At 56.0% G+C, this 13010-nt stretch carries 6 protein-coding genes; 5 read left to right on the forward strand and 1 reads right to left on the reverse strand.

Translation table 11 applies throughout. The features are described from left to right. Positions 1–299: 299 nt before the first annotated feature. The 5 genes from rpoB (at position 300) to glmM (ending at position 11609) form a co-directional block, all read left to right on the forward strand. Complete coding sequence (gene rpoB, locus NFR25_RS06410; RefSeq protein ID WP_251198419.1) at positions 300–3938, forward strand: DNA-directed RNA polymerase subunit beta; 3639 nt, start codon at positions 300–302, stop codon at positions 3936–3938. Next, positions 3939–8363 carry a DNA-directed RNA polymerase subunit beta' gene (locus NFR25_RS06415; RefSeq protein WP_251198420.1) on the forward strand — a complete coding sequence of 1475 codons (4425 nt, stop codon included), beginning with the start codon at positions 3939–3941 and terminating at the stop codon, positions 8361–8363. A 106-nt stretch (positions 8364–8469) separates the two neighbouring features. Continuing rightward, positions 8470–9777, forward strand: coding sequence for an amidohydrolase family protein (locus NFR25_RS06420; protein ID WP_251198421.1), 1308 nt, complete (start codon positions 8470–8472; stop codon positions 9775–9777). A 23-nt stretch (positions 9778–9800) separates the two neighbouring features. Beyond that, on the forward strand, positions 9801–10220 hold the full coding sequence (gene hisE / locus NFR25_RS06425) for a phosphoribosyl-ATP diphosphatase (protein WP_251198422.1): 420 nt from the start codon (positions 9801–9803) through the stop codon (positions 10218–10220). 48 nt (positions 10221–10268) lie between these two features. Continuing rightward, entirely contained in the window at positions 10269–11609 is a 1341-nt protein-coding gene (gene glmM / locus NFR25_RS06430; protein WP_251198423.1) for a phosphoglucosamine mutase, read from the forward strand. Between the two features lie 4 nt (positions 11610–11613). On the opposite strand, the gene NFR25_RS06435 is transcribed toward glmM, so the two are convergent. Next, a complete protein-coding gene (locus NFR25_RS06435; RefSeq protein WP_251198424.1) occupies positions 11614–12990 on the reverse strand; it encodes a hypothetical protein in 1377 nt (458 codons plus the stop codon). Positions 12991–13010 lie beyond the last annotated feature (20 nt).

The following is a 13010-nucleotide window of genomic DNA, read 5'->3' on the forward strand; positions in this document are numbered from 1 at the left end:
CTAATTCGTTCACGAGGCCTGTCCCCAAACTGTCTGGGACAAAAGCGGACCTGTCCCCAAAGTGTCCGGGACAAAAAATGAACCCGTCCCCAAGGTGTCCGGAAAAATTCACGAGAGAAACACAATTCAAAAAAATTTTCCTTGACTTGGGCTTTACCCCGTCATATCTTAGATAATTGCGTGTTTTTGCAAAATCGAAGTTATATCGAAGGAGGAAATGACTCGTGGGTAAAGCCGAAAAAACCGATTCCACCAGCCATTATCGGACCCGTCGAAGCTTTGCAAAGATTCCTGACGTCATGGACGTCCCTAATCTTATCGCCATTCAAACGGAGAGCTTCAAGCAATTCGTTGATCAAGGCCTTGCAAATGCTTTCGCAGACATCAGTCCTATCGAATCCAGCAACAAAGATATGTGCGTTGAATTCGGTAAGCATGAATTCGGGGAACCGAAGTTCAGCGTAGACGAGTGCAAAGCTCGTGACGTTTCCTATCAAGCACCACTGTTCGCCGAGATCCGTTTCATCAATCGTGAGACTGGCGAGATCAAGGAACAAGAAGTGTTCATGGGCGACTTCCCGCTCATGACCCCGCGCGGCACCTTCATCATCAATGGTACCGAGCGCGTTGTTGTTTCCCAGTTGGTCCGCAGCCCGGGCGTGTACTTCTCGTCCGAGCGCGACAAGACCTCCGACAAGACTATCTATAACGCGAAGATCATCCCTTCCCGCGGCGCATGGCTCGAATTTGAGACCGACAAGCGCGACGTGCTCTCGGTCCGCATCGACCGCAAGCGCAAGCAGCCCGCAACCCTGCTCCTTCGTGCGCTCGGCATCGCTGAGACGCGTGAAGAGATCATCGAGCTGCTGGGCGATTCCGAGATGGTCATCCGCACGCTCGACCGCGACCCCGCGACCACCAAGGAAGAGTCGCTCATCGAACTCTACCGTCGTTTCCGTCCAGGCGAGCCCCCTACGATCGATTCGGCCCGCACCCTGCTCGACGGCTTGTTCTTCAATCCGCAGCGCTATGGCCTGGCAAAGGTCGGTCGCTACAAGATCAACAAGAAGCTGGGCTTCGATCCTGAAGACGATCAGTCCACTCTTACTCAGGACGACATCATCGAGACCATGCGCTACATCATCGCGCTGCACGATGGCGTCGAGGGCTATCACACCGACGACATCGACCACTTCGGCAACCGTCGTATCCGCACGGTGGGCGAGCTGATCCAGAATCAGTTCCGCATCGGCCTTTCCCGCATGGAGCGCGTCGTTCGCGAGCGCATGAGCATGCAGGAGCCTGATGACATCACGCCGCAGAGCTTGGTGAACATCCGTCCGATCGTGGCTGCGATCAAGGAATTCTTCGGTTCCTCCCAGCTTTCGCAGTTCATGGACCAGACCAACCCCGCAGCAGGCATCACGCATAAGCGCCGCCTGTCCGCACTGGGTCCTGGCGGTCTGTCGCGTGAGCGCGCAGGCTTTGAAGTTCGCGACGTTCACACCTCGCACTACGGCCGTATGTGCCCGATCGAAACTCCTGAAGGTCCGAACATCGGCTTGATCGGATCTCTTGCAACCTATGCACGCATCAATCCTTACGGTTTTATCGAGACTCCCTATCGTCGCGTCATCGACGGTAAGGTCACCGACGAGATCGACTACCTCACCGCAGACGAAGAAGAGCACTACACCATCGCTCAGGCGAACGAAACGTTCAACCTTGAGACCCGCGAATTCGGTTACACCGACGACGACGGCGTCTTCCACAAGGCTGCGCGCGTTCTCTGCCGTACGCGTGATGCTAACGGTGTCTTCGGCGAACCGGACGAAGTCGATCCTATGAATGTTCAGTACATGGACGTTTCCCCTCGTCAGATGACCTCGGTCGCTACCTCGCTCATTCCGTTCCTCGAGCACGACGACGCTAACCGCGCTCTGATGGGTTCGAACATGCAGCGTCAGGCAGTGCCCCTGCTCAAGCCCCATGCACCGCTGGTCGGTACGGGCATCGAGCACCGCATCGCGGTCGACTCTGGCGAGATCTTGGTCTGCCAGAACGCTGGCGTGGTCGACTATGTTGACGGTCAGACCATCATCGTCGAGCGCGAAGATGGCGAATATGACGAATACCTGGTTCCGAAGTTCCAGCGCTCCAACCAGAGCGGCTGCATGAACCATAAGCCCATCGTGAAGAAGGGCGACCGCGTAGAAGTGGGCGATGTCCTGGCTGACGGCCCCTCTTGCGATGGCGCAGAGCTTTCGCTGGGTCAGAACCTCATGGTTGCCTACATGCCTTGGGAAGGCTTCAACTACGAGGACGCTATCATCATCTCCGAGCGCGTGGTGGCAGAAGACCTGCTCACCTCCATTCACATCTCCGAATACGAGATCGACGCGCGTGACACCAAGCTTGGCCCTGAGGAGATCACCCGCGAGATCCCGAACATCTCCGAAGATATGATCTCTGACCTGGACGCAGACGGCATCATCCGCGTGGGTGCTGAAGTGTTCCCAGGCGATGTGCTGGTAGGTAAGGTCACCCCGAAGGGTGAAACCGAGCTCACCGCCGAAGAGCGCCTGCTGCGCGCGATCTTTGGCGAGAAGGCTCGTGAAGTCCGCGACACCTCGCTGAAGGTGCCCCACGGTGCGGGCGGCCGCGTCATCAACGTGGTCCGTTCTTCCCGCCTTGACGGCGACGAACTGGCACCGGGCGTGAACGAGTTGGTCCGCGTATTCGTTGCTCAGAAGCGTAAGATCCAGCAGGGCGACAAGCTGTCTGGTCGTCACGGCAACAAGGGTGTTATCTCCCGCATCTTGCCTGTTGAGGACATGCCTTACCTGGCAGACGGCACGCCTATCGACGTTATCCTGAATCCGCTGGGCGTTCCTTCTCGTATGAACGTTGGTCAGCTGCTCGAATGCCACCTTGGTTGGGCGGCGAAGTGGGGCTGGTCTGACGCAGAAGAGACTGACGAAGTGGTAGATGGCCCCATGCATGTTGCAACGCCGGTATTCGACGGCGCTACCGAGAAAGAGATCTCGGACGTTATCGAGAAGGCGAACCGCAACCTGGTGAACATCCACAAGAAGAAGTACGGCGACCTGGCTCGCGTGGAATTCGTCCCGCAGCTTTCCCGTACTGGTAAGACCTGGCTCTACGATGGCCGCACGGGCGAGAAGTTCCGCGAGCCCATCACCGTTGGCCAGAGCTACATCCTGAAACTCGGTCACTTGGTCGACGACAAGATCCATGCTCGTTCGACTGGCCCTTACAGCTTGATCACCCAGCAGCCGCTCGGTGGTAAGGCTCAGTTCGGTGGCCAGCGCTTCGGCGAAATGGAAGTTTGGGCGCTCTATTCCTATGGCGCTTCTAACGTCCTCCAAGAGATCCTTACCATCAAGTCCGACGACACCTCCGGCCGCGTCAAGTCCTACGAGGCCATTGTCAAGGGCGAGTCCATCCCGGCTCCGGAAGTTCCGGAATCCTTCAAGGTCCTTATCAAGGAAATGCGCTCGCTGTGTTTGAATGTCGAACTTGAGGGCAATACCCACACCAACTCTGACCTCACCGTTTCTCCTGAGGCTAAGGAAATGGAAGAAGAGCTGATCGGCGCACCGATGGATGGCCAGTCTTCACCGGAAGGCGAAGAGCTGCTGGGCGCTATCGAGGCTGACCTGGATGATCTGCTCGACTTCAGCGACACCGATGATGCGGCACCTGCTGCTGACGCGGTCGAAGAAGTTTCCGAGACCGACGTGGTCGAGGCCACCGAGGAAGCTCCTGCCGAAGATGCGGCCCAGGCAGCTGACGAAGCAACTGAAGAAGTTGCTGAAGAAGCAGCCGAGGCAGCCGAAACGGCTGAAGCTGCGGCCGAGGAAGCTGCCGAAGAAGTAGCAGTCGCAGATGCGACCGATGAGGGAGAGGAGAACTAAATGACTGAATTCGACGTGAATAACTTTGATGCGATCCGTATCTCTCTTGCCAGTGCTGAAGACGTGCGCGGTTGGTCCCGTGGCGAGGTCAAGAAGCCCGAGACCATCAACTATCGTACGCTGAAGCCCGAAAAGGACGGTCTGTTCTGCGAGAAGATCTTCGGCCCCACGAAGGACTGGGAGTGCGCCTGCGGTAAGTACAAGCGCATCCGCTTCAAGGGCATCGTGTGCGAGCGCTGCGGCGTTGAGGTTACCCGTTCCAAGGTCCGTCGTGAACGTATGGGCCACATCGAACTGGCAGCTCCGGTTTCGCATATCTGGTACTTCAAGGGTTCCCCTTCGCGTTTGGGCTACCTGCTCGACATCGCGCCGAAGGAACTGGAGAAGGTGCTCTACTTCGCAAGCTCCATCATCACTTCGGTGGACAAGGAAGCACGCGAAGAAGATATCGAGGAACTGCGCGACGAACTTTCTGCTGACCTGGAAGAACTGGATGCCGAACGCGATCGCCTGATCGCGGCTACGCGCCGTCTTTCCACGGAATACGTTCCTGAAGAAGACGAATTCGTTGATGACATCGACGAAGACGAGCGCATGACCCCCGAAGAGGTCGAAGAAGAGATCGCCGATCTCTACGAGGAATTCAACGAGCGCAAGGCTCTGCGCAACGACGCATTCGACGCATTCTTGAAGATCGAGCCCAAGCAGCTGGTTCCCGACGAGCAGCTCTATCGCGAGATGCGCACCAACTATTCCGAATACTTCAAGGGTGGCATGGGCGCTGAAGCCGTCCGTGACCTGCTGGAAGAGATCGACCTGGCTGCAACTGCCGAGGAACTGCGCGAAGTGGTTGCCACTGGCAAGGGCCAGAAGCGCACTAAGGCCATCAAGCGCCTGAAGGTGGTCGACGCATTCCTGCACTCTAAGAACAAGCCTTCTGACATGATCCTGGACGTTATCCCAGTCATCCCGCCTGATCTGCGCCCCATGGTGCAGCTCGATGGTGGTCGTTTCGCAACGTCTGACCTGAACGATCTGTATCGTCGTGTCATCAACCGTAACAACCGCCTGAAGCGTCTGCTGGACCTGGGTGCGCCTGAGATCATCGTGAACAACGAAAAGCGCATGCTCCAGGAAGCTGTCGACTCGCTCTTCGACAACGGCCGCCGTGGCCGCCCCGTTACGGGCCCGGGCAACCGTCCGCTGAAGTCAATCTCTGACATGCTCAAGGGCAAGCAGGGCCGCTTCCGTCAGAACCTGCTCGGTAAGCGCGTCGACTATTCTGGTCGTTCCGTTATCGTTGTTGGTCCTACCTTGAAGCTGCATCAGTGCGGCCTTCCTTCGGCCATGGCACTGGAGCTGTTCAAGCCTTTCGTTATCAAGCGTTTGGTCGAGCTGGAATACGCTGCCAACATCAAGGCTGCTAAGCGCGCGGTCGATCGTGGCGCAAGCTATGTTTGGGACGTTCTGGAAGAGGTCATCACCGAACACCCCGTGCTCCTGAACCGCGCTCCAACCCTTCACCGTCTTGGCATCCAGGCTTTCGAGCCAGTGCTGGTAGAAGGCAAGGCTATCCGTTTGCATCCGCTCGTTTGTACCGCATTCAACGCGGACTTCGACGGTGACCAGATGGCGGTTCACGTGCCGCTGGGCAACGAAGCTCAGGCTGAAGCACGCGTGCTCATGCTTTCCGCAAACAACATCAAATCGCCTGCTCATGGCCGTCCGCTGACGGTTCCCACGCAGGACATGATCATCGGTCTGTATTACCTCACCGCTGCTCGCGATGGCTTCCCTGGCGAAGGCCGTGCGTTCATCGACTTCGACGACGCTCTGAATGCCTACGATGCTCGCTGCGAGCTTGACCTGCAGGCCAAGATCTGGGTCCGCCTGACCAAGGACACCCAGGTTGCTTCTGCCTTCGGTGAATTCGAAGAGCACAAGGCTGGCGAGCGCATCCAGACCACCATCGGTCGTATCACGTTCAACGCAGTTCTGCCGGATGATTATCCATTCCTGAACTATGAAATGAACAAGACCGAGATCTCGCGTTTGGTCGAGGATTGCTCCAACCGCTACACCACCTCTGAGATGGAACCCATCCTGGACGGTCTGAAGAGCGCTGGTTTCCACTATGCTACCCGCGCTGGCGTTACCGTTTCTGTTTACGACGCAACCATCCCGCCCCAAAAGGACGAGATCCTGGCTGCTGCCGACAAGCGCGTTGCCGCTATCGACGAAGACTACGAGATGGGCCTGATGAGCGACGAGGAACGCCATAAGCAGATCGTCGACATCTGGAATGAAGCCAACGACGAAGTTGGTGAAGCCATGGCGGAGAACTTCGACAAGTTCAACCCCATCTACATGATGGCCTTCTCTGGTGCTCGTGGTAACATCAAGCAGATCCGTCAGCTGGCTGGTATGCGTGGTCTTATGTCCGACCCGAAGGGCGAGATCATCGACCGTCCTATCAAGGCGAACTTCCGCGAAGGCCTTTCCGTACTGGAATACTTCATCTCTACGCATGGTGCTCGTAAGGGTCTGGCTGACACCGCTCTGCGTACGGCTGACTCGGGTTACCTTACCCGTCGTTTGGTCGACGTTGCGCAGGACGTTATCATTCGTGAGCTTGACTGCGGCACCTCCGAGGGTGTTGAATGCACGCTGCTGAACGCCAAGGGCGAAGTGGACGACTCTTTGGTCGGCCGTTGCTTGGCTGAGCCGATCGTCGACCCCAAGACCGGCGAAGTGCTGCTTGATGCGGGCGAATTCATCGATTCGGTTGCTCAGCTGAAGGGCTGGTCGGATGCAGGCGTTGAAACGCTCATCCACCGCAGCGTTATGACCTGCCATGCTGAACATGGCATCTGCCAGAAGTGCTATGGCTGGGACCTGGCAACTTCCCGCCCGGTCAACATCGGCACTGCAGCTGGCATCATCGCTGCTCAGTCCATTGGTGAGCCGGGTACGCAGCTTACCATGCGTACGTTCCATACTGGTGGCGTCGCTGGTGAAGACATTACCCACGGTCTGCCTCGTGTTACCGAGCTTTTCGAGGCTCGCAAGCCTAAGGGCCAGGCAACCCTGGCAGAGATCTCTGGTACCCTGCAGGTCTCGGGTGACAAGAACAACAAGATCCTTACCATCCACGACCAGGAAGGCAATATCCGCGAATACGTGGTTTCGGCTCGCGCTCAGCTCATGCCTGGTGTTGAAGATGGTTGCGAAGTTGAGGTTGGTCAGCAGCTTACCAAGGGTTCCATCAATCCACACGACCTGCTGCGCCTTACCGACCCGAATACCACGCTTCGCTACATCGTCAATCAGGTACAGGACGTGTACGTTTCCCAGGGTGTAGACATCAACGACAAGCACATCGAAGTTATCGCACGTCAGATGCTTCGTAAGGTTGCTGTTGTGGATCCAGGCGATTCCGATTATCTGCCGGGCAGCCAGGTGAATCGCTTCGAATTCGAAGACGTTGTGAACAACATGATCCTGGAAGGCAAGAATCCGCCCGTGGGCCAGCCGCTGCTGCTGGGTATCACCAAGGCATCGCTTGCTACCGATTCGTTCCTGTCTGCTGCATCGTTCCAGGAAACCACCAAGGTCCTTACCGATGCTGCTATCGAGGGCAAGGTCGACACGCTCGAAGGCCTGAAGGAGAACGTCATCATCGGTAAGCCCATCCCGGCTGGTACGGGTCTGCGCCGCTACAAGGATGTTGACATCACCTACAAGGGTGTGCCGGTCACCGCGAACGATTCCGATCGCTTGCCCGACTCTGCACCTCAGGCACTGCGCGACATCGAAGAGCTGCTGCCGCAGCCCCAGGATTGGTCGCTCGATGGCGACTACATGGGCGCTGGCTCCGATTATGCAAGCTACTTCGCGTCCATCACCGCAGGTTATCGTGCGAAGAACCTTACCGACGAAGAGGCGCGCCTCTACATCTACGACGACCTGGGTGTTTCCCAGCGTTGGGCTAACAAGTTCTCCGAAGCAGGCATCGAAACGGTTGCCGACCTGGTCGGTCACACCGAAGACGAACTGCTGCGCATCGAGGGCATTGGCACCAAGGCTATCGAGGAACTGAAGGCAGGTCTGGAAAACCATGGCCTGTCCAAGGTCATCGAGGACGACTTCTCGGCATCCGCTGACGACATGAGCCAGCTGCTGGATATGGTGTTCTCGCCAGACGACACGGTTCTGATCGGTGGCGACAAGCCTGCATCCTTCAGCACTGATGGCGAAGACATGCTGGGCGAGGCGCTGCCTCCGCGCTCCTATCAGCGCAACCTGGACGAACTTGACGAGCTGCTGAACTCTGTTTCTGACATGGGCTTTGGCGTTATCGATCCTGATTCGCTGGGTGACAGCTCCGCTTCCGCCTCTAACGGCAACGAAGGCGACCAGCAGTAAGGTAACTGCTTGCCGCAGGGCTAAACTTCGAACACGCGCTCCACTTCGGGGCGCGTGTTTCTTATAGGTGCCCATTTTGGCTCGTGCTCACTGAAGGAAGGATCCCATGAGCTCACTGCTTTTCAAAGACATCACGGTGCTGACCGAAGAAGGCAAGACCGTTCCGCACGCCTATGTAGCGGTGGAGGGGAGTACTATCACGCATTTTCAGCTGGAAGAGCCCACAGGTTCCTTCGACCGCGTCTACGACGGTCGTGGCAAGCTGCTGATGCCAGCGCTCTACAATTCGCATGCGCATGTGCCCATGACGCTGCTGCGCGGGCGAGGCGATAACCTGCCGCTGGACCGATGGCTCAACGAAGCCATCTTTCCCTTTGAAGCGCACATCACCGAAGACGATGCATATCACGCCACATTGCTGGGCATCGCAGAGATGCTGCGCTTTGGTGTGGTCTCCTTCACGGACATGTATTTCTGCACCGATGCTCGTGCGCGTGCGGTGTTGGAAAGCGGCATCAAGTGCAACTTGAGTGACTGCGTGGTAGGCAACGAACCAGGCATAACCTATTGGGATTTGCCGCTTGCTAAGCAGAACGAACAGTGGATCGCTGAATACCATGGCGCGGCTGATGGCCGTTTGCTGATGAACTTCAGCCTGCATGCGGAGTACACCACGTCACCCGAAATGGTGGCAAGCGTTGCCAATGCTGCGAAAGAAGCCGACATGCGCATAGATGTGCACGTGAGCGAGACGCAGAAAGAAGTGCGCGAATGCATCGAGCGCCACGGCAAGACCCCGCCCGTCTACCTGGCAGAGCTGGGCTTGTTCGACGTGCCTACTACCGCGGATCACTGCACGTGGCTGACCGATGAAGACCGCGCCATCATGGCAGCCAAGGGCGTGGTGGTTTCTTGCTGCCCCGCATCGAATGCGAAGCTTGGCAGTGGTATTGCGGACATAAAGGCCATGAAAGAAGCGGGCATCATGCTAACGCTTGGCACCGATGGAGTGGCCAGCAACAACAATCACAACATGTTCAAGGACCTGTACTTGCTCGCGCTCATGCAGCGCGCAGGCGACGCGGACCCTGTTTCGCTCTCTGCCGAAGAACTCATCACCGTTGCTACGCGCAACGGTGCGCTTTCCCAAGGGCGCGAAGACTGCGGCCTCATCAGACGCGATGCTCGTGCAGACTTGGTGGTGCTGGATATCGACACCCCCTGGATGCAGCCCGTTCACACGATGGCAGACAACGTTGTCTATTCTGCACAGGGCAGTGACGTTGTTTTGACCATGGTTGATGGTAAGATTCTCTATGAGAATGGAGAATACACCACTATCGATGTAGAGAAAGAGATCGCCAAGACCTGTGAAGCGCGCGAGGATATTCTGGCACGCATGGCGCAGGACTAGATTGGCGCATCGAAGGAGCAAGCGTGGAAAAGACCTACGTTACTGAAGGCCAGGTGCCTGAAAGCCAGATGGGCGCGGCACTCGAATCGCTGGCGCATACCATCAACGCGCGTCGCGCGGCAGGTCCTGAAAGCTATACCTATCGTCTGCTCAATGATAATATCGACGATCTGCTTAAGAAGCTGGTAGAAGAAGCTCACGAGACCACGCTGGCAGCTAAGGACGTGGTAAGCAGTGATGCTACGCCAGCTGATGTTGACCATCTGCGCTATGAGGCGGGAGACGTGGTCTATCATCTGCTGGTGATCTTGGAGCGTTGCGGCATCAGCTTGGACGAATTCGCAGCAGAGATGAACACCCGCATGACCGAAGATGAGATCGCACTTCGTGAAGGCGTTATCATGCTCAAGCCCGAATTCGTCAATCGTGGTGGCAACCATTAAGTTTTCTGATGCGGGGTCTCCCGCATCTTTCATGAAAGGGAAGTTGCTTTGACAGTACTTTTCGGAACCGACGGTGTGCGCGGCGTTGCGAACACCGAACTTACCTGCGATACAGCATTCAAGCTTGGTCAGGCGGCAGGTGCATTCCTGGGCAAGACCATCGTTGTTGGCAAGGACACCCGCCTTTCGGGGGACATGCTGGGCTCTGCCCTTGCGGCAGGCATCATGAGCACGGGCGCTACGGTGCTTGATGCAGGAATCATCCCTACGCCTGGTGTGGCCTATTTGGTGCGCGAGTTGCATGCTGATGGCGGCATCGTTATCTCTGCTTCGCATAATCCGCCCGAGTATAACGGCATCAAATTCTTCGATGGACAGGGCTTCAAGCTTACCGAAGCCGAAGAGGACGAGATCGAGAAGTTCGTGCTTGATGGCGGTATGCCCGCAGGTGAACTTCCTTCTGGCGACGAAGTGGGTGTTACGGTGCCCGTAGAGAATGCGTGCGACCTGTATATCCAGCATGCCATTTCTTCGCTGCAGGACAAGACGCTCGATTTTTCGAACTTAGTCATCGCGCTGGACACGGGTCACGGCGCGGCATCACTCACCACTGCGGCAGCATTGGAGCAGCTGGGTGCAACGGTCCATGTGATCAATGACGACTTCAGCGGCGTGGACATTAACGTTGAATGTGGCTCCACCCATCTTGAGCCTGTGAAGGCGCTGGTGGATGAAACGGGTGCCATGATAGGCATTGCTCACGATGGCGACGCTGACCGCGTGATGTTCGTGGACGAGCTGGGTAACGAGATCGATGGCGACGTGGTAGAGACTGTGTGCGCGCTGGACCTGCAGAAGCGCGGCTTGCTGCGCGACAACTTGGTAGTGTCCACGGTCATGTGCAACCTGGGCTTCACGAAAGCCATGGATGCTGCAGGTATCACCGTGGTGCAAACTTCGGTAGGGGATAAGTACGTTCTGAATGAGATGCGCCAGCGCAATGCTGTTATTGGCGGCGAACAGAGTGGTCACATGATCTTCCTGGACCACAACTCGACCGGCGATGGCCTTATCACCGCGCTCCAGTTCTTGGCAGCGTGCCTGCGCAATAACAAGCCAGTGTCTGAAACTGCAAAGCTGATGCAGCGCTTCCCGCAGGAGCTCATCAATGTGCGCGTGACCGACAAGAACGAAGTGATGGAAAGCGCAACGGTTGCTGAAGCCATCCAGCAAGCTGAAGCAAAGCTAGCAGGATCTGGTCGTGTTTTGGTGCGCCCCAGCGGCACCGAACCCTTGGTCCGCGTGATGGTAGAAGCCGCCACCCCCGAAGAAGCCTTGAGCTACGCCCAAGAGATCGTCGACGTGATCGAGCAAGAGCTCGGCGCATAAGCGCTTATTCCGTAGGAATCTTCTTGATTTGCTTGCACAGGTTGTCGACCTGCGAGTCTGACAGGAAGTAGCCGAGATCGGATACATCGGTGTAGATCTTGTTCTTAAGCTTCATCAGATATGAATCTAGCTGGCTCGCTTTTATCTGGATGATACCATTGGTGAATTCAGCTAGCTTCTTGTATCCAAACCAGAATGCATCGACATATGGCTCTATGTTGCTTTCAAGAAGCCCCAAGTAAGGCTTTTCGTTAAGCTTGTGTAAGCGCTCGGTCGCTTGCACGAGATCGTCCTTATCTGCTCCTTCTATGGTGCAGGGGATTATTCGGTCGAGCTTTCGCTGAGTGTTCGTCATTTCCTCGAATCTCCAGAACCAGTGCGTGCTCACGGTAACGCCAAAACGCGGCGTAGAAGGTAGCGCTGAAAATACGCCATTATCCATGATGCATTTCTTGTAGGTCTCGAAGGAATGACGCACTTCGTTATAAAAGGCAAGCACCGCTTTTGGATCATATTCCCTTGAAACAGAAATCTCTCCCTGAAAATCAGGAAGGTCGCTTTTGATCAGTGGTTTACCAGCGTATGCCTTCGATTGTTCGAATAAAGCATCACAGGCTGCATCCGCTGCAGAAACCGCAGCTGAAACATAGTCGTCAGTTTGATCTTCATGGTCTTTTGCCCCGTGAAGCGATCGCTTGAAGTCCTCCACTTCACTATCTCTCAGAGGACTTTTTGCTTCATCTCCTGTAAGACTTGATATGAAAGTGGACTCAATTACATTTTGAATCGAGGCAAATCTTTTTTCTTTTGCATCATGGGACTTCTTGAACTTCTTGATAAGGTAAGAAGCAAGTTGTTGAGCCATTCGCTGTTCGTCTTGTTCGGTTGGAATGCCTCTCACCTTGATCTGAGTAAGAGGCTCGATCTCTTTATGGAACTCTGAAACTCCCTCTAGTAAAGCCCCCTGAATCTGCTCTTGGGTCAAAGACTCTGCTCTTTCGATGGCATCCTTTGCTGCGTTAAGAGTCTGGTCGATTCGTTCCAGCAGCTTTTCTCTGTCGCCGATGGTTCCGAAAGCAGCGTAACGTTCTTCGAAGTTGATCATTCGAGGCATGGAAGGGCTCCTCTCAAGGGACTCCCACATCTTGTCCGAGGCTTCGTTGTAGAACTGCTGCACTTCCACGATCAGCTTACTTGCACGGGCGGAGCAAATATTCTGCACCCAGTTAGAAACAAGACTCACTGCTTCTGTGCGAGCTTCCATGAGTGCCTTTTGCTCTTCGATCTCAGCTCGCTTGCGCTCGTTTTCGACCTGAGCCTCGAAGCCAAAGACCTGGTCGAGCGCTCCTGCAAGCATAGTGGCCATCTCGGTCTGGGTCATTTCAGATACTTTGATATTGC

The organism is Anaerotardibacter muris, from assembly GCF_943192915.1.
GTDB classification, from domain to species: domain Bacteria; phylum Actinomycetota; class Coriobacteriia; order Coriobacteriales; family Eggerthellaceae; genus Anaerotardibacter; species Anaerotardibacter muris.

Coding starts and splice junctions, on each gene's coding strand:
- rpoB (WP_251198419.1), top strand. CDS start 300: ATGGACGTCCCTAATCTTATCGCCATTCAAACGGAGAGCTTCAAGCAA.
- NFR25_RS06415 (WP_251198420.1), top strand. CDS start 3,939: ATGACTGAATTCGACGTGAATAACTTTGATGCGATCCGTATCTCTCTT.
- NFR25_RS06420 (WP_251198421.1), top strand. CDS start 8,470: ATGAGCTCACTGCTTTTCAAAGACATCACGGTGCTGACCGAAGAAGGC.
- NFR25_RS06435 (WP_251198424.1), bottom strand. CDS start 12,990: ATGACCCAGACCGAGATGGCCACTATGCTTGCAGGAGCGCTCGACCAG.